The 17,354-nt window shown below is 65.0% G+C and carries 19 protein-coding genes; 14 read left to right on the top strand and 5 right to left on the bottom strand.

Going from position 1 to position 17,354, the window contains the following annotated elements:
- Positions 1 to 54 precede the first annotated feature (54 nt).
- Genes FNA67_RS18240 through FNA67_RS18225 form a run of 4 tightly spaced genes read left to right on the top strand, consistent with a single transcriptional unit; the run spans position 55 to position 3,882 of the window.
- On the top strand, positions 55 to 978 hold the full coding sequence (locus FNA67_RS18240) for an ABC transporter permease (protein WP_049706490.1): 924 nt from the start codon (positions 55 to 57) through the stop codon (positions 976 to 978).
- Positions 978 to 1,895, top strand: a complete 918-nt coding sequence (locus FNA67_RS18235) for an ABC transporter permease (RefSeq protein WP_082202236.1) — start codon at positions 978 to 980, stop codon at positions 1,893 to 1,895. Before FNA67_RS18240 ends, FNA67_RS18235 begins: the two co-directional genes overlap by 1 nt.
- On the top strand, positions 1,895 to 2,881 hold the full coding sequence (locus FNA67_RS18230) for an ABC transporter ATP-binding protein (RefSeq protein ID WP_049706489.1): 987 nt from the start codon (positions 1,895 to 1,897) through the stop codon (positions 2,879 to 2,881). Before FNA67_RS18235 ends, FNA67_RS18230 begins: the two co-directional genes overlap by 1 nt.
- On the top strand, positions 2,878 to 3,882 hold the full coding sequence (locus FNA67_RS18225; RefSeq protein WP_049706488.1) for an ABC transporter ATP-binding protein: 1,005 nt from the start codon (positions 2,878 to 2,880) through the stop codon (positions 3,880 to 3,882). The genes FNA67_RS18230 and FNA67_RS18225 overlap by 4 nt, the downstream gene beginning before the upstream one ends.
- 92 nt (positions 3,883 to 3,974) lie before the next feature.
- Here the strand turns inward: FNA67_RS18225 and FNA67_RS18220 are convergent, their stop codons facing one another.
- Entirely contained in the window at positions 3,975 to 4,460 is a 486-nt protein-coding gene (locus tag FNA67_RS18220; protein ID WP_147657425.1) for a response regulator, read from the bottom strand.
- A 195-nt stretch (positions 4,461 to 4,655) separates the two neighbouring features.
- Between FNA67_RS18220 and ykgO the strand changes: the two genes are divergently transcribed.
- Together ykgO and FNA67_RS18210 are read left to right on the top strand one after the other, a co-directional pair.
- Entirely contained in the window at positions 4,656 to 4,781 is a 126-nt protein-coding gene (gene ykgO / locus FNA67_RS18215) for a type B 50S ribosomal protein L36 (protein ID WP_035035608.1), read from the top strand.
- 125 nt (positions 4,782 to 4,906) lie between these two features.
- Positions 4,907 to 5,326 carry an SRPBCC family protein gene (locus tag FNA67_RS18210; protein ID WP_147657422.1) on the top strand — a complete coding sequence of 140 codons (420 nt, stop codon included), beginning with the start codon at positions 4,907 to 4,909 and terminating at the stop codon, positions 5,324 to 5,326.
- Positions 5,327 to 5,498: 172 nt separating this feature from the next.
- Here FNA67_RS18210 and FNA67_RS18205 read toward each other — a convergent pair whose 3' ends face one another.
- Entirely contained in the window at positions 5,499 to 6,983 is a 1,485-nt protein-coding gene (locus FNA67_RS18205) for a sigma-54-dependent transcriptional regulator (protein WP_147657420.1), read from the bottom strand.
- Between the two features lie 173 nt (positions 6,984 to 7,156).
- On the opposite strand from FNA67_RS18205, the gene FNA67_RS18200 reads away from it, so the two are divergent.
- The 5 genes from FNA67_RS18200 (at position 7,157) to FNA67_RS18180 (ending at position 12,634) form a co-directional block, all read left to right on the top strand.
- Positions 7,157 to 8,983 (top strand): M3 family oligoendopeptidase, encoded by a 1,827-nt coding sequence (locus tag FNA67_RS18200; RefSeq protein WP_244616387.1) that lies wholly within the window; start codon positions 7,157 to 7,159, stop codon positions 8,981 to 8,983.
- Between the two features lie 32 nt (positions 8,984 to 9,015).
- Positions 9,016 to 9,258 carry an aa3-type cytochrome c oxidase subunit IV gene (locus FNA67_RS18195; protein ID WP_049706483.1) on the top strand — a complete coding sequence of 81 codons (243 nt, stop codon included), beginning with the start codon at positions 9,016 to 9,018 and terminating at the stop codon, positions 9,256 to 9,258.
- 179 nt (positions 9,259 to 9,437) lie between these two features.
- On the top strand, positions 9,438 to 10,859 hold the full coding sequence (locus FNA67_RS18190) for a Re/Si-specific NAD(P)(+) transhydrogenase subunit alpha (protein WP_147657418.1): 1,422 nt from the start codon (positions 9,438 to 9,440) through the stop codon (positions 10,857 to 10,859).
- The gene (locus FNA67_RS18185) at positions 10,860 to 11,222 is read left to right on the top strand and encodes a proton-translocating transhydrogenase family protein (RefSeq protein WP_035035626.1); all 363 of its coding nucleotides are present in this window, start codon (positions 10,860 to 10,862) and stop codon (positions 11,220 to 11,222) included. It begins immediately after the preceding gene.
- A gap of 8 nt (positions 11,223 to 11,230) precedes the next feature.
- Complete coding sequence (locus FNA67_RS18180; protein ID WP_147658240.1) at positions 11,231 to 12,634, top strand: NAD(P)(+) transhydrogenase (Re/Si-specific) subunit beta; 1,404 nt, start codon at positions 11,231 to 11,233, stop codon at positions 12,632 to 12,634.
- 159 nt (positions 12,635 to 12,793) lie between these two features.
- Here the strand turns inward: FNA67_RS18180 and soxR are convergent, their stop codons facing one another.
- Positions 12,794 to 13,228: a redox-sensitive transcriptional activator SoxR gene (gene soxR / locus FNA67_RS18175; protein ID WP_147657416.1), complete on the bottom strand. Its 435-nt coding sequence runs from the start codon at positions 13,226 to 13,228 to the stop codon at positions 12,794 to 12,796.
- Between the two features lie 79 nt (positions 13,229 to 13,307).
- On the opposite strand from soxR, the gene FNA67_RS18170 reads away from it, so the two are divergent.
- The 3 genes from FNA67_RS18170 to FNA67_RS18160 all read left to right on the top strand — a co-directional run bounded on the left by FNA67_RS18170 (position 13,308) and on the right by FNA67_RS18160 (position 15,291).
- Positions 13,308 to 13,718 (top strand): hypothetical protein, encoded by a 411-nt coding sequence (locus tag FNA67_RS18170; protein ID WP_147657414.1) that lies wholly within the window; start codon positions 13,308 to 13,310, stop codon positions 13,716 to 13,718.
- 95 nt (positions 13,719 to 13,813) lie between these two features.
- Positions 13,814 to 14,464, top strand: coding sequence for a DsbA family oxidoreductase (locus FNA67_RS18165; protein WP_147657412.1), 651 nt, complete (start codon positions 13,814 to 13,816; stop codon positions 14,462 to 14,464).
- Positions 14,461 to 15,291, top strand: coding sequence for an alpha/beta hydrolase (locus FNA67_RS18160; protein ID WP_147657409.1), 831 nt, complete (start codon positions 14,461 to 14,463; stop codon positions 15,289 to 15,291). Before FNA67_RS18165 ends, FNA67_RS18160 begins: the two co-directional genes overlap by 4 nt.
- Here FNA67_RS18160 and FNA67_RS18155 read toward each other — a convergent pair.
- Both FNA67_RS18155 and FNA67_RS18150 read right to left on the bottom strand, forming a co-directional pair.
- Positions 15,288 to 16,634, bottom strand: a complete 1,347-nt coding sequence (locus FNA67_RS18155; protein WP_147657407.1) for an ATP-binding protein — start codon at positions 16,632 to 16,634, stop codon at positions 15,288 to 15,290. The genes FNA67_RS18160 and FNA67_RS18155 overlap by 4 nt on opposite strands.
- A complete protein-coding gene (locus FNA67_RS18150) occupies positions 16,634 to 17,290 on the bottom strand; it encodes a response regulator transcription factor (RefSeq protein ID WP_049706476.1) in 657 nt (218 codons plus the stop codon). Before FNA67_RS18150 ends, FNA67_RS18155 begins: the two co-directional genes overlap by 1 nt.
- Between the last annotated feature and the right edge of the window lie 64 nt (positions 17,291 to 17,354).

Genomic DNA, 17,354 nt, shown 5'->3' with positions numbered 1-17,354 from the left:
AGTGGCCCTCCCCTCGCGGAGGGCTGCGCGGCGGCAAACCAAGGATACGGACAGATGTTCGGTTACGCCCTGCGGCGTGTCGCGTCGGCTATTCCCGTCGTGCTCATCGCCATCACTCTCTGCTTTTTCATTCTCCGGCTTGCCCCGGGTGGCCCGTTCGACGGCGAACGCGCGCTTCCGCCCGATGTGCTCAAGAACCTGCGGGCCTTCTATCACCTCGACCAGCCCCTGATCGTCCAGTACTTCATCTACGTGATGGGGGTGTTCCGCGGCGACCTCGGTCCCTCGATGGTGATGACGGATTTCTCGGTCAGCCAGCTCATGCTGATCGGCCTGCCCTTCACGCTGACGCTGGGCTTTTCGGCCTTCATCATCGGCACGGTCCTCGGCCTGGTCGCCGGCGCCCTGGCGGCGCTCTACCAGAACAGGTGGCCCGACTACGTGCTGGTCTTCGTGGTGCTGATCGGCCTCATCATTCCCAATTTCCTCATGGCGAACCTGCTGCAGCTCCTGTTCGGGGTCTATCTGCGCTGGTTGCCGGCCGGCGGCTATGTGCCCGGGTCTTGGATCCACATGGTGCTGCCCATCACCATCCTGGTTCTGCCCCATGGCGGGCGCGTCGCGCGCCTCATGCGCGGGTCCATGATCGAGGTGCTGGGCACCAATTATGTGCGCACGGCCCGCTCCAAGGGGCTGGGTACGCGGCTGATCCTGGCGCGGCACGCCATCAAGCCGGCGCTGCTGCCGGTGGTCTCCTATCTCGGGCCCGGCCTTTCCTATCTCCTCACCGGCTCGCTCGTTGTCGAGCAGGTGTTCGCGCTGCCCGGTATCGGCAAGTACTTCATCACCGCCGCCCTCAACCGTGACTACGGCTTGGTCCTGGGCACGACGATCCTCTACATGTTCATCATCCTGGTGCTGAATCTGATCGTCGACATCGTCTATGCATGGCTCGATCCCAAGGTGAGGTACCGCTGATGGCCGGGATTACTGGAAAGGACGCCGTCCTCACCGACTACGCCGCGGCCCTGGCGACCGACGCGCCCAAGGGGCGCTCGCTGACCCAGGACGCGCTGCGCCGGCTCTACGCCAATAAGGCTGCCGTCGCCTCGATCTTCATCCTAGCCGCGATCGTGCTCATCGCCTTCATCGGGCCGTTCTTCCTGCCCTGGAAGCTCGACGAGATCGACTGGTCTGCCATCCGCAAGCCGCCCGATTTCTCCAAGGGCCATTATTTCGGCACCGACCAGAACGGGCGCGACATGCTGGCGCGCACGCTCCAGGGCACGCAGATGTCACTGATCGTGGCGTTCGTAGCCACGTTCGTCTCGGTGGTGATCGGCATCGTTTACGGGGCAATCGCGGGCTATTTCGGCGGTCGCATCGACACGATCATGATGCGCTTCGTCGATATCATGTACGCGCTGCCCTACATCCTCTTCGTCATCATCCTAGTGGTGATGTTCGGGCGCAATCCGATCCTGCTCTTCGTGGGAATCGGGTGTCTCGAGTGGCTGACCATGGCCCGCATCGTGCGTGGCCAGACGCTCTCGCTCAAGGAGCGCGAGTTCGTCGAGGCGGCTCGGGCAGGGGGTGCCAAGCCCTTCACCATCATCATGCGCCACATCGTGCCCAATCTCACCGGCCCCGTGGTCATCTACGCCACCCTCACCATTCCCGAGATAATCATCACCGAGAGCTTCCTCTCCTATCTCGGGCTTGGCGTTCAGGAGCCGCTGACCTCGCTCGGCACGCTCATTTCCTTCGGCGCACCGGTCGTCGAGCAGCTCCCGTGGATGCTGTTCTCGCCGGCCATCTTCCTCGTGCTCATGCTGCTCTGCCTCTCCTATCTCGGCGACGGCCTGCGCGACGCGCTCGATCCAAAGGACAGATGATGACAGAGGTACTCAAGGTCCAAGACCTCTCGGTCAAGTTCGCCCTCCACGAGAGCGAAGTGACCGCCGTTTCCGATCTCAACTTCACCCTCCACCAGGGCGAGACTCTCGCCGTGGTGGGCGAAAGCGGATCGGGCAAGAGCCAGGCGTTCCTCTCGATCATGGGACTGCTGGCCAAGAATGGCCGCGCCAGCGGCAAGGCCATGCTCGGGGACGTCAACTTGGTCGGGCTCTCCCCAGACCAGCTCGACGTCTATCGCGGGCGTGACATCGCCATGATCTTCCAAGATCCGATGACCTCGCTCAATCCGAGCCTCAAGATCAAGACGCAGCTCGCCGAGGTGCTGGTCAAGCATCAGGGGTACGACAAGGGCAAGGCGGTGCGAGCCGCCATCGAAATGCTTGAACGTGTCGGCATTCCCGAACCGGCCAAGCGGGCCGAGGCCTACCCACACGCGCTTTCGGGCGGCATGCGTCAGCGCGTCATGATCGCCATGGCGCTCCTGTGCAAGCCCAAGATCCTGATCGCGGACGAGCCGACGACGGCGCTCGACGTCACCGTCCAGGCCCAGATGCTCGAGCTCTTCAGCAACCTCACCAGCGAGTTCGGCACCGCCCTCGTCCTCATCACGCACGATCTGGGCGTGGTGGCGGGCGTGGCTGACAAGGTGATGGTGATGTATGGCGGGCGCTGCATCGAGAAGGGCGATACCGAAACGTTGTTCTACGATCCGCGCCATCCCTACACGTTCGGCCTCCTCGCCTCGACGCCGCACATCGAGCGCCGTACGCACAAGCTCAGCCCCATCGAGGGGCTGCCGCCGAGCCTGGAGCATCTGCCCAAGGGCTGTGCCTTCAATCCGCGCTGCTCGTTCCGCTTCGCCGAATGCCTCGAACGCCGGCCGCCTCTGGTGGCCGATGAGGGCGGGCGCGAGCGCGCCTGCTTCTACCAGGGGCCACTACGGGTATCGGAGCACGTCGCATGACCGAACTCCTGCGCATCGATGGTCTCAAGAAGACCTTTTCCATCGCCAATGGCCTGTTCGGCCGCCCGCTGACGCTTACTGCGCTCGAGGACATCTCGTTCTCGGTCAAGAAGGGCGAGACGCTGGGTATCGTGGGGGAAAGCGGCAGCGGCAAGTCGACGCTGGGCCGCTGCATCCTGCAACTGCTCTCGCCCGACCAGGGCAAGGTGCTTTGGCTGGGCCAGGATCTGACCAAGCTGCCGGACGAGGAAATGCGCCGCAAGCGGCGGGACCTCCAGATCATCTTCCAGGATCCGCTGGCCTCGCTCAATCCGCGTATGACCGTGGGCGAGATCATCGGCGACCCCCTGCGCACGCTGATGCCCGAGCTCGACAAGGCCGGGCGGCGGGCCAAGGTCATCAAGATGATGGAGGCCGTGGGCCTGCTCCCCGAGATGATCAACCGCTATCCGCACGAATTTTCGGGCGGCCAGGCGCAGCGCATCGGCATCGCCCGGGCGCTGATAACCGAGCCCAAGCTCATCGTGTGCGACGAGCCGGTATCGGCCCTCGACGTCTCGATCCAGGCGCAGATCCTCAACCTCCTCACCGAGCTCAAGGACGAGTTCGGGCTGACGCTGGTGTTCATCTCGCACAACCTTTCGGTGGTGCGGCACGTGTCGGACCGAATCCTGGTGCTTTACCTCGGTCGTATCGTGGAACTGGCGGGCGGGGACGACATCTATACCGACCCCAAGCATCCCTACACGCGGGCCCTGCTCACGGCGGTGCCGATTCCCGATCCGCGGCTGGCGCGCGAGCGCAATATCGACGCGCTGCGCGGGGAGATTCCTTCTCCGATCAACCCGCCCTCGGGTTGCACCTTCCGGACGCGCTGCCGTTTTGCCAAGCCGATCTGCGCCGAAGTGCGCCCAGCGCTCGAAGTGCTGGCGGGCGACCGACTGGTGGCCTGCCATCGCTGGCGCGACCTCGACCTCGAAGAGCCGATTCCCGCGGTCTAGCCTCGGTGCGGCCAGCTTCAACCCCTTGCCTCCTCCCCTTTGCGGGGAGGGACAGAAGGGGCACGACTTAAGCAAGGAGCAATGCCCTTGCCTCAGAGGCTCCGGCGTTCGTCCCCACCGACGCCGGCCTTCCGGCGGCGGCGATCGGGGCCGGCGTAGCCTGCGGTGTCGATGAAAGGGCGCGGCGCCGAAACGATCGCGCCGAGCTTTTCTCCGATCTGGGCCGCCGAGAACGGGCGGCGCAGGAACTCTGTGATGCCCGCGTCGCGCGCCAGGGTGATGGAAGCGGCGCTGGGCTGGGACGACATCATCAAGACCGCCACATGGCGGCTATTCTCGTCGTCGCTCCGCCGGAGGCGGCGGGTGAAGGTGGTGCCGTTGAGGCCCGAAAGGGCGTCATCGATCATGAGCACGTCGATGCCGCCCCGGCGCAGGATGCTCGATGCGGCAACGGCGTCGGTGGCGACCTGGATCTTGCGCACGCCCAATCCGCGCAGCATCTGGCTGACCAGGTCAGCCATCTGCATGTTGGATTCGGCCACGAGCACGGAAAGGTCGGCTAAATCGGGGGAGGCCATACGCGATCTCTTGGGTGTCCACTTTTCAGGTAGTAGAACCCCCGATCCTAACGCACGAAGCTATCCCGCCGGTTAACGGCGCGTTGTGACGCAAAACCGGCGCTGGCGCGTTGACAGGCAAAACCAAAGCCCCTATGTAAACGCCCAACTCAAAGGGCGCTTGGCGCCTCTTTTTCGTATGATCGAGGTCAAAAGATGAAAGTCGCCAATTCGCTCAAGGCGCTGATGGGTCGCCACCGCGCCAACAAGCTCGTCCGCCGCCGCGGCCGTGTCTACATCATCAACAAGGTCGACAAGCGCTACAAGGCCCGCCAGGGCTAAGCGCCGTCCCAGGTTGCAGACTACGAAGGGCCCGCGAAAGCGGGCCTTTTTATTATAATTTTAGACATTTGCCGGCCGCCCTTCTTAATATTCTCCCGCCACTTAGCTGACGCGGGAGGCAAAGAATGCTCAAAAGCAGGACGATTACGGTATCGATCGACCGGCCGGTGGCGGATGTGTATGCCTATCTCAGTGAGCCGGCGAACATGCCCAGCTGGACCCCGGCCCTCGGGCCGACCTTCAAGCCGGTGGGCGAGCGCGCGTGGACTGCGGCAGCGCCGCTTGATCCGCGCGGGCCGCTGACCATCCGCTTCTGCCCGCGCAACGAGTTCGGTGTCCTCGACTACGAGGTGAGCCGTCCGGGCGAAGAGCCGCTGCTGGTGCCGCTGCGCGTCTTCGCCAACCAGTCCGGATGCGACCTGCAGTTCACCTATTTCCAGCGACCCGGAGTGAGCGACCAGCAACTCGAATCCGAAGTCGAATGGGTGCACACGGACCTCCTTACCCTCAAGGCGCTGCTCGAGGCTTGGAGCGAAAAGCGCTAGGGCCGTTCCTCGCGTGAACCCACCTTCACCATTGCGCATTCCCGGCTAAGACCGGGCCTGTTGCGCCTCTCACCAGCGGGAGCCATCCATGTGCCCCGGCTCTGCGGCCGGGGAAGGGTGGTGCGAACTTCGGGGGCGCGACAGGGCACGCGCGTCGGCGGAAAGCCTGGCCTTAGGCCGCGTCGCTCTCGGCCTCTCCCTCCAACCCATAGTCCTTGAGCTTACGATAAAGCGTCGACCGGCCGATGCCGAGGGCTCGGGCCACGCGCGACATGCGGCCGGAATAATGCTGGAGGGCGAAGACGATGAGGGCGCGCTCGACGTCGGCCATGGCGGCAACTTCGCCGTCCTCGCCCAGGAAACGGTCGGCAGCGGCGCCGACCGGCGGTTCGGCCGGGCGCGGAGCGGGGGCCTGGTCGATATGAATGGGGGCGGGTGGTACCGGGGAGGCGATGGCGGCGCGTGCCGCCTGTTCGCGCCCGGCCGTCTGTGCCACGATCTGCGGAAAATCGGGGGTTTCGAGGTAGGCACCGTCCGAGAGCACGATGGCGCGGTAGACCGCGTTTTCGAGCTGGCGGATATTGCCCGGCCAGTCATAGCGCTGCAGCAGGTCGAGCGCCGGCGGACTGATGCCCACCACGCGCCGCCCGGCTTCGGCGGCAAGCCGCGCGATGAAATGGGCAACCAGCGCCTGGACATCCTCGGGCCGCTCGCGCAGGGGCGGCACGTAGATCGGGAAGACGTTGAGCCGGTAGAAGAGGTCTTCGCGGAAGGCGCCGGTCTTGGCCAGGTTCAGCAGGCGCCGGTTGGTCGCGGAGATCACGCGCACATTGACCTTCTCGGCCTTGCTCGCGCCGACGGGCTCGATCTCCCCGTGCTGGATGGCGCGCAGGAGCCTCACCTGCGTATCGAGCGGCAATTCGCCCACTTCATCGAGAAACAGGGTGCCGCCATGGGCTTCGGCGAACTTGCCCTCGTGGTCGGCGGTGGCGCCGGTGAAGGCGCCCTTGCGGTGGCCGAAAAGGGTGGATTCGACGAGGTTGGGCGGGATCGCCCCGCAATTGACGGTGACGAAAGGTTTGCCGGCGCGGTCGCTCATGCCCTGGATGGCGCGCGCCACCAGTTCCTTGCCGGTTCCTGTCTCGCCCTCGATCAGCACGGGAATGGTGCTCTTGGCGGCCTTGCGGATGAGCCCGATCACCCGGTCCATGGCGGGACTGCGGGTGACGATATCGGAGACCGAGAAGGTGCCGGCGCGCCTCGAGCGCTCGGTGCGCACCAGGGTTTCGAGCGCATCGAGCTTCAGGGCATTGCGCAGCGAGATGATGAGGCGCTCGGGGGCCACAGGTTTGACGAAGAAATCCGCCGCGCCCTGGCGCATGGCGGTTACCACGGTTTCGAGCGAGGAGCTGGCGGTCTGCACGATCACTGGCGTCGTCAGGCCGTCTCGCTTCATGGCTTCCATCACCGCCATGCCGTCGAGATCGGGCATGACCAGGTCCAGCACCATCGCCCCGATACCGGAATCTTCGCGCAGCAGCGCCAGCGCCTCCTTGCCGCCGGTGGCGGTGAGGGGGGTGAAACCGGCCCGCTTGGCCACTTCGGACGTTAGGCGCAACTGCACCGGATCGTCATCAACTATCAGAACGCGCGTCATGCAAATCCTTGCCTGGCCAGCGCGCTCGAATCGCGCTGTGCCGTTTTGGTGCAGGTTAGGGTGGGGGAGTTAAGAGGGCTTTAATCACGTTGCGGGGCGGCGAGCGGGCGCTTGGCAGCGCGGCGGCGGCTCGGTAAGGTCCGCGCCTCGATTGCCTTTCTCGGAGACTTGCCATGACCGATCTGCCGCGCGCCACCGAAGCCACGAGCCAGAAGGGTCACAACCAGCTCGGCGCGATGCCCGAATGGGACCTCACCGATCTCTATCCGGGGCGCGAGTCCCAGGAGCTCAAGTCCGACCTCGACAAGGCCCGCCGCGAGGCCGAAGCCTTCGAGGCCGCCTACAAGGGCAAGCTCGACGAGCTCGCGCGCAATGGTGGCCTGGTCGAAGCGGTCAAGCGCAGCGAGGCGCTGGCCGACCTTTCGGGCCGCATCGGCTCGTTCGCGTTCCTGCAATATGCGCAGAACACCCAGGACCCCGATCGCGCCAAGTTCCTGGGCGACATGAACGAGGCCCTCACTACGCTCTCGACGCGCGTGCTGTTCTTCGAACTCGAGCTCAACCGGATCGAGGATGGTGTGCTCGAGGCCGCGTTCGCCAAGGATGCGAACCTGGCCCATTACCGCCCGTGGTTCGCCGAACTGCGCAAGGCCAAGCCCTACCAGCTCGAGGACCGGGTCGAGGAAGTGTTCCACGACAAGTCGGTCACTGCGTTCTCGGCGTGGAACCGCCTGTTCGACGAGACGATGGCCAGCCTCAAGTTCGAGGTCGACGGCGAGACGCTGGGGCTGGAAGCCACGCTGCACCTGCTTTCCGAGAAGGACGAGAAGAAGCGCGAGGCGGCCTTTAACGCGCTTTCCAGGACCCTTCACCAGAACGAGCGGCTCTTCACCCACATCACCAACGTGCTGGCCAAGGACAAGGAAATCTCGGACCGCTGGCGCGGCTACCAGGACATCGCCGATAGCCGGCACCTGGCCAATTCGGTGGAGCGCGAAGTGGTCGACGCGCTCGAAAAGGCGGTGCGCGAGGCCTATCCGCGGCTGTCGCACCGCTACTACAAGATGAAGGCCCGCTGGTTCGGCAAGGACAAGCTCAATTCCTGGGACCGCAACGCGCCGCTCCCCAATGCCGATGACCGCATCTTCGATTGGGAGACGGCCAAGACCACCGTGTTGGAAGCCTATGGGAAGTTCTCGCCCAAGCTGGTCGAGGTAGCCCAGCCGTTCTTCGAGAGCGGTTGGATCGATGCGCCGGTCAAGGACGGCAAGGCGCCCGGTGCCTTCGCGCATCCGACCGTGCCCAGCGCCCACCCCTATCTCATGCTCAACTATCTCGGACGCGCCCGGGACGTGATGACGCTGGCCCACGAACTCGGGCACGGCGTGCACCAGCGGCTGGCGGCTCCGCAGGGGGCGCTGATGGCACCGACCCCGCTCACGCTCGCTGAAACCGCCTCGGTTTTCGGCGAGATGCTCACCTTCCGCTCGCTGCTCGATGCGACCACCGATCCGCGCCACCGGTTCGCGCTGCTCTCCTCCAAGGTGGAGGACATGCTCAACACCGTGGTGCGGCAAATTGCCTTTTACACCTTCGAGCGCAAGGTCCACACCGCCCGGCGACAGGGCGAGCTAAGGACCGATGAAATCAATGAAATGTGGCTCGAAGTCAGCCGCGAGAGCCTTGGGGACGGCATCCTTCTCAATGAAGGATACGACATCTTCTGGGCCTATATCCCCCATTTCATCCACTCCCCCTTCTACGTCTATGCCTATGCATTCGGGGACTGCCTTGTGAACTCGCTCTACGCACAGTATGAGAAGTCCAGCGAGGGGTTTGCCGAGCGCTATTTCGAGCTGCTCAAGGCTGGGGGCTCCAAGCATCATTCCGAACTGCTCGCGCCGTTCGGCCTGGATGCCAAGGATCCCAAGTTTTGGTCGCTGGGGCTTTCGATGATCGAAAGGCTCATCGACGAGCTCGAGGCGACGGACCCCAACTAACGTATTTTGATCGAGCCTGTTTGAGGAAACCGATGGCCAAGAAACCCGTCACTGCCGGCGCCCCGTCCGACATCCCCGCAATGGATTACGCTGAGCACGAGCGTACTTACCACGGCTTTGTCGAGCTGTTGAAGCTGTCGATCCTGGGTCTTGTGATCCTGATGGTGGGCCTGTTCTTCATCATCCAGGGCGGTCAGCCGCTTTTCGGTGGCGTTTTGATCTTCGCGGCAATCATCGCTCCGCCGCTGGTCAATATCCTGGCGCGCCGACGCTGACGCTATACTGCGGCAAAAGTATCAATGGCCCGGCCTTGTGCCGGGCCACTTTTTTTGTATTGTCCCTTGACGGGTTTGGGCAGAGGGGGGAGCGCTGTCAGCGCCGACTCGCGTCCTTTCGTGTTTGAAAGAGCATCGGCACCGCAGTCGCGGTGCCGGGGTCCATTGAGGTAAATCCCATGAAAATTGCAGTCGTGCGCGAACGCACCGACGGGGAGACGCGCGTCGCCGCAACCCCCGAGACGGTGGGCAAGCTGATCGCGCTGGGCGCCAGTGTCGCCATCGAGAAGGGCGCGGGCGATGCTTCGAGCATTCCTGACGCCGAGTACAAAGCCGCCGGCGCCGAAATCGCCGCCACCGCCGAGGCCGCCCTCAAAGGCGCCGATATCGTCCTGACCGTCCGCCGTCCGTCCGCTGCCCTGCTCAATGGCGTCGCCAAGGGCGCCCTGGTCATCGGCGGCATGGATCCCTATGGCAACGAGGGCGACATCCTCGCCCTGGCCAAGGCCGGGGTGACGACCGTGGCCATGGAATTCATGCCGCGCATCACGCGCGCGCAGGTGATGGACATTCTTTCCTCCCAGGCGAACCTGGCCGGCTACCAGGCCGTCATCGAGGCGGCGGCGCTGTTCAACCGCGCCATCCCGATGATGATGACGGCCGCCGGTACTGTGCGTCCGGCCAAGGCGTTCGTGATGGGCGCCGGTGTGGCGGGCCTGCAGGCCATCGCCACCGCCAAGCGCCTGGGCGCCGTGGTTTCGGCCAATGACGTACGTCCGGCAGCCAAGGAACAGGTCGAGTCCCTGGGCGGCAAGTTCATCGCCGTCGAGGACGATGAGTTCAAGCAGGCCGAGACCGCCACCGGCTACGCCAAGCCGATGTCGGCCGAGTACCAGGCCAAGCAGGCCGAACTCACCGCCCAGCACATCGCCAAGCAGGACATCGTGGTCACCACCGCGCTTATCCCGGGCCGTCCGGCGCCGCGCCTGATCACCAAGGCGATGATCGAGTCGATGGCTCCCGGTTCGGTCATCATCGACATGGCCTCCGAGCGTGGTGGCAATGTCGAGCTGAGCCAGCCCAACAAGGTCGTGGTCCATAACGGGGTCACCATCCTCGGCCTCGTCAACGCGCAGGGCCGTATCCCGACCAGCGCCAGCCAGCTCTATGCCCGCAACCTCCTGGCCTTCCTCGATACGCTGATCGACAAGAAGGCCAAGGCGCTTGCCGTCAACTGGGACGACGAGCTGGTCAAGGCGACCGTACTCACCAAGGATGGCGCCGTCGTCCACCCCAATATCAAGGTAGACGCCGCTCCGGCGGCCAAGGCCCGTGCCGCAAAGGCTGCTCCGGCGGCGAAGGCCGCTGCCAAGCCCGCAGCCAAGAAGGCTCCGGCCGTCAAGGCCGAGGCTGCCGCGCCCGCCGAGGCGAAGCCGGCTCCGGCCAGGAAGGCCGCCGCTCCAAAGGCGGCCGCCAAGCCGGCGGACGCTGCCGCCGCGGCCCCGGCCAAGAAGCCGGCTGCCAAGAAGCCTGCCGCTGCCAAGCCCGCAGCGACCAAGTCCAGCACGGCCAAGTCGGCCACGCCCAAGGAAACCAAGTAAATGGAACAGACCGCACAAAACGTGGCCGATGCGGCCGCTGCTGCCGCGAGCGCTGCCACCGGCGGGGCGATCGACCCCTTCATCTTCCGGCTTTCGATCTTCGTGCTCGCGATTTTCGTGGGCTATTACGTGGTCTGGTCGGTGACTCCGGCTCTCCACACCCCGCTCATGAGCGTGACCAACGCCATTTCCTCGGTGATCGTGGTTGGCGCCCTTCTCGCCGTCGGCGTGCAGCTCGCTTCGGATGCGAGCTGGATTTCGAAGGTCTTCGGGTTCATCGCCCTCGTCTTTGCGAGCGTGAACATCTTCGGTGGGTTCCTCGTCACCCAGCGCATGCTGGCAATGTACAAGAAGAAGGGCTGACCTAGATGATCAACGCCAATATCGCAGCCGTCCTCTATCTGGTCTCGGGCGTGCTGTTCATCCTGGCGCTGCGCGGCCTTTCCAGCCCCGCTTCCTCGCGCCGCGGCAACCAGTTCGGCATGATCGGCATGGCCATTGCCATCCTGACCACGCTGGCTCTTGCCGCCCCGTCGGACTTCGTGTCCTGGGCCCTCATCATCGCCGGTCTCGCCATTGGTGGCGGCATCGGCGCCTACCTCGCCCGCAACGTCAAGATGACGGACATGCCCCAGCTCGTGGCGGCCTTCCACTCGCTGGTCGGTCTTGCCGCCGTGTTCGTGGCAGCCGCCGCGCTCTATGCGCCGGAAGCCTTCGGCATCGGCCATGTCGGCGAAATCCATGGCCAGGCCCTGGTCGAAATGGCCCTCGGCGTCGCCGTGGGTGCCTTCACCTTCACCGGTTCGGTCATCGCCTTCGCCAAGCTCAACGGCAACATGTCGGGCAAGCCGATCCTGCTGCCGGGCCGGCACCTCATCCATATCGTGCTGGGCCTGCTGCTGGTGTTCCTGATCTGGCAGCTCGTCGCCACCGCCAACCCGATCTACTTCTGGGCGATCACGGTGCTGGCGCTGGTGCTGGGCGGTCTCATGATCATCCCGATCGGCGGCGCCGACATGCCGGTGGTGGTCTCCATGCTCAACTCCTATTCGGGTTGGGCCGCGGCCGCTGTGGGCTTCACCCTGGGCAACACCGCCCTCATCGTCACGGGTGCCCTGGTGGGTTCGTCGGGTGCGATCCTCTCCTACATCATGTGTAAGGCGATGAACCGCTCGTTCATCTCGGTGATCCTGGGCGGGTTCGGCGCGGATACGTCCGCTTCCGCCTCGACCGAGGAAGAGACCCGTCCGGTCAAGCAGGGCGCTGCCGACGACGCTGCGTTCCTGATGAAGAACGCCGGCAAGGTCATCATCGTGCCCGGCTATGGCATGGCCGTCGCCCAGGCCCAGCATGCGCTGCGCGAAATGGCCGACATGCTCAAGGCCGCCGGTGTCGAGGTCAAGTACGCGATCCACCCGGTTGCCGGCCGTATGCCGGGCCACATGAACGTGCTGCTGGCCGAAGCCAACGTGCCCTATGACGAGGTGTTCGAGCTCGAGGACATCAACTCCGAGTTCGCGCAGGCCGACGTGGCCTTCGTCATCGGCGCCAACGACGTGACCAACCCGGCGGCCAAGACCGACAAGTCCTCGCCGATCTACGGCATGCCGGTCTTGAACGTGGAAGATGCCGGGACCGTGCTCTTCATCAAGCGCGGTATGGCCGCCGGTTATGCCGGCGTCCAGAACGAGCTCTTCTTCCGTGACAACACCATGATGCTCTTCGGCGACGCCAAGAAGGTGACCGAAGAAATCGTCAAGGCACTCGGCCACTAAGCTGGGCCGAACGAGATCGAAGCGCCCGCCGGGAAACCGGCGGGCGTTTTTTTGTTTGCGAGGGCTGGCTGGATCCTTCGCGGGGCCTCGTAGTGGTCTCCCCACCCTTGTGGGCAGGGAACAAGGTTGGCGGGCCTAGCCTAAGGGCGGCCAGCGCCTTCACACCATCAATCTGCGCGGGCCTGGCCCCGCGGCGCCCAGGCGGTCGTGGCGGTTCCACAACTGGCATTGGTCCAAGGATAGGCACCCGCAGCCGATGCAGCCGTTGAGGCCGTTGCGCAGCTTCTTCAACTGCGCGATCCGCCGGTCGAGGTCGGCCGCCCAGGCGGTGGAAATCGCCGTCCAATCGCTGCGATTGGGGATGTGGTCCTCGGGCAGCGCCGCGAAGGAGCGGCCCACTTCGGCCAGCGGAATGCCCACCTCCTGGGCGACCTTGATGATCGCCACGCGCCGCAACACGTCCTGGCGGTAGCGCCGCTGGTTGCCGGCTGTGCGGCTGGAGCGGATCAGTCCCTTGGATTCGTAAAAGTGCAGCGCCGAGACCGAGACGCCGCTTCGCGCGGCCACCTGGCCCACCGTCAATTCCCTCGCCATGCCGGTTTCCCCCTTGACCTCAAGTTAAGTTGAGGTCGTACCAGAAGCTCGCCTTTTCAACGTGAAGGACGCAAAGAAAATGGATTTGTTGTTTCAGATTTGTCTGGTGGCGCATTTATTGGCGCTGATGGTGGCAGGCGGCTCGGTGGTGGCGCTGCCCATTGTCGGACGCGAGCTGGCGGGCGCAGGGCCCGAGGTCGGCAAGCGTTTCGGCGGCATTGCACAACTGCTCGGGCGCAATTCGCGCGCCGCATTTGGCGTGCTCATTCTCACCGGCATCCTCATGGTGTGGCTGCGCTATGGTGGGGTCGATGGCATCGGGGTGTGGTTCTGGGTCAAGATGGGGCTCGTCGTCATTGTCGCCATCGCCATGGGTGCCGGAGGCCGCTTTCGCGCCCAAGGCATGAGGCAAGCGGCCAATGTTGCCGCCTGGGTGTCCCGCCTGGCGCTGCTCGGGGTAATCATCGCCGCCGTTCTCGCTTTCAGCTGAGGGCGGGAGATCCCGGTCACCTGCGGGTGCCTGCTTGCATTCACCTGCACTTCGCGCCATTTCAGAGCCAAAGTTACTGAAAGGAACTGCGACTCATGGCGCGCAAGCTCAAGGTCGACATCTTCACCGACGTCGTATGCCCCTGGTGCCTCATCGGTTCGGTGCGGCTGGACAAGGCCATTGCCGCACTGCCCGAGGACGTCGAGGTCGAAGTCGAGAACCACCCGTTCTACCTCGATCCCAATGTTCCCGCCGATGGCGTCGATGTCGGGGAGATGCTCAAATCCCGGTATGGCCGGGACCCGCAGGAAATGTGGGCGCGCCCGCAGGCCGAGGCGAAGAAGTCCGGCGTCGATCTCGACTTGTCGCGCCAGCCGCGCATGTTCCGCACGGCCAAGGCGCACACCATCACCCGGCTTGCCAAATCGCTGGGTACTCAGCATTCTCTGGCCAACGCGATCGCCGATGCCTATTTCCTGGAGCACCGGCAGATCAATGACGATGCCGTTCTTGCCGATATCGCGGCTGAGTATGGCTTTGACCGCGAAGAGGCGTTGCGCTTGATGAACGATCCGCACGAGCTCGAAACCACCGAGCGCCTTGCGGCTGCCGCTGCCCACCAGGGCATCAGCGGCGTGCCGTTCTTCGTGTTCGACGCAAAGTTCGCCATGTCCGGCGCCCAGCCCGAGGAAGTCTTCCAGCAGGTCTTCGCCGAACTGCTCAACCCTGAGGTTGCCTCCCAGTGAAGTTGTTCCGCCGCGTAGCCATCGCGCTGCTTGCCGTCGTGGTCGTCGCCTACGTGGCGGTTCTCGGATACATCTATTTCAACCAGCGGGCGCTCCAGTACACGGCGACCGGAGAGATCACGGCGCTGGCCGACACCAAGCTCAGCGGAGCCGAGGAAGTCACCATTCCCACCGCCGATGGCGCGGTGGTCCACGGCTGGTATGCGCCGCCTTCGCCGGGCAAGCCGATCATCATCTACTACAAGGGCAATTCGGGGAGCTTCTCGGAAGAGCACGAGCGCTTCGAAGCCTGGACGGCGGACGGTTACGGTTTTCTCGCCTTCGATTACCGCGGCTTCCCGCTCTCGCCCGGGGAGATCAGCCAGCAGCATATCCTCGATGACGCCACCCACGCCTTCGACTGGGTCAAGGAGAAGGGCTTCCCCATCGTCATCTGGGGCCGCTCGCTCGGCACCGGGCCGGCGACCTATGTGGCGAGCGTGCGCGAGGCCGACGCGCTGTTGCTCGAAACGCCGTTCCTGTCGGCAGTCAACGTCGCCTTCGAGCGCTATCCCTACCTGCCGGTGGGGCTGCTGATGGATGATCAGTTCCCGGTCAACGAATGGATCACCAAGGTCGAGGAGCCCGTCTTCATCGCTCACGGCACCGCCGACCAGACGATCGGGGTGACAAATGGCGAGCGCCTCTATCAGATCGTGCCGCACAAATACGATCTCTGGATCGAGCCGGGTGCCGATCATGGGGACCTGTGGGCCCGTGGCATCTGGGGCAAGGCCAAGACCTTCTTCGAGGATGCCGAATACGCTGCCGCCAAGCCGGCAGCCTAGGCCCTAGGAAACACCAGCCGCGCCTCGAACCCGTCCTGGCGCCCCGGGGCGGGCGAGGAGAGGCGCACTTCCCCGCCCACCTGCGCCATGATGGTCTCGGCGATGGCCAGGCCCAGGCCCGAGCCGCTGCTGTGGGTCTGGCCGCGCACGAAGCGGCGCTTGAGCGCCTCGAGCACGTCTGGCGTTATGGCCGGTCCGCCATTGGTCACCGCCACCCATTTCTCGCCCACGCTCACCTTGACCGGCTCCTCGGGGCTGCCATGAGCGATGGCGTTGTCGAGCAGGTTGCGGAAGGCGATGCCGAAGGCGTCGATATCGATGGGGGCGAGCAATTGCGTTCCGGCGGGTGCCTCGAGGATGACGCGCTCGGGCGTGCCGGCGCGGCTGGCGCTGTCGCGGCAGAGCAGGCGGACGGCCGCCATCAGATCGCTCTCGACGGCGCTCGCGGCCATGCCGGCATCGGCGCGTGCCAGTTGCAGCAGCTTTTCGGAGAGTTCGCCCACGCGCTTGAGCGCGTCCTCAACCTGGCGGGCACGCGCCGCCTCGGGGTTGGTGCCCAGTTCGGCGATGAGCCGCTGAGTCTGGGCCAGGGCGGCTGCGATGGGAGTGCGCAATTCGTGGGCGCTGTTGGAGGCGAAGGCACGTTCGGCTTCGAGCGCGGAGCGCAGCCGGGCGATAAGCTGGTCAGTGGCCTCGGCGATGGGGCGCAGGTCGACCGGCAGCACGTGCGGCTCGAGCGGAGCGAGGTTGGCGGCGCCACGCGTGCTCACCTCCTGGCTCAGTTCGTGGAGCGGGGCGAGCCCGCGTCGCACGGCGAGGCCGATGCCGAGCGCCGAAAGCGGGATCAGGAGCGCCAGCGGCAGGAAAAGGGCGGTGGCGCTTTCGAGCAGGGATTTCTGGCGATGGTCGAGGGATTCGGCGACCTGGATCAGGAAGGTGCCGTCGCGAGTGCCTTCGGTATAGACGCGCAGGTTGTTGGAGGTGGCGAAGCCCGGCTGCACCGTTTCGGTAAGGGCGGTGGTGGGGGCATCGTGCGAGCGCAGCAGCAGGGCGCCCGAGGCGTCGCGAATCTGGTAGACGATATATTCGCTGCCCCCTTCGCGCAGCAGCGGGATTTCGCCGCCATCGTCGTCGCCATGCCCCTCGCGCGCCGCTTCGCGCAGGCCGTGCATGGCCAGCGGCAGCAGGCGCTGGGCGGTCTCCTGCAGGCCCGTATCGAAGGCGCTGTCTATCTCCTCGCGCAGGATATTGACGGTCACCGCCGCGGCGAGGATCCAGAGCACGGTGGCGCCGACCGTGAGCGTCAGCACGAGGCGGGCGGTGAGGCTGAGCCGGCCACCCATCAGCGTTCGATCCTGTAGCCGACGCCCCGGGCGGTGTGGATGAAGTCGCGCCCGAGTTTCTTGCGCAGTCGGCTCACATAGACCTCCACTGTATTGCTTTCGATCTCGGCGCCGAACTCGTAGAGCGTCTCTTCCATCTGTGATTTGGAGACCACGATTCCCGGGTGCCGCACCAGTCGTTCGAGGATTGCCCATTCGCGGGCGGTGATGTCGACGGGCTTGCCGCCCACCGTTACTAGCTTATGGGCCTGGTCGATCTCGATTTCGCCGAAGGCGAGCAGGGGGTTGGGGTTGCCCGAATAGCGCCGGGCGACGGCGGCGAGGCGTGCCGACAACTCGCTCAGGTCGAAGGGCTTGACGATATAGTCGTCGGCCCCGGCATTGAGGCCCTCGATACGCGATGAGACCTGGTCCATGGCGGTGAGGATGATGACGGGCGTCGTGTCGCCGCGCTTGCGCAGGCGCCGCAGAAAATCGAGACCCTTGCCGTCGGGCAGGTTGAGGTCGAGCAGCACCAGGTCGTAGACCGTGCCGAGGGTGGCGTCGATCGCCTCCTCGAGGAACCGCACCCAGTCGACCGCGTAGCCCTCGGCGGCGATGTGGTCGCGCACGGCGCCGCCCAGGTCCCGGTCATCTTCGATCAGCAATACGCGCATCTTGCCCCACTAGAATCGCACCTGCCTAGGCGCCCAAGCTGACACCAGTCTGAACGGCATCGGT

The organism is Youhaiella tibetensis, assembly GCF_008000755.1.
GTDB lineage: Bacteria > Pseudomonadota > Alphaproteobacteria > Rhizobiales > Devosiaceae > Paradevosia > Paradevosia tibetensis.
Note: the sequence above shows the minus strand (reverse complement) of the source record. Positions and strands in the feature narration are given on the sequence as shown.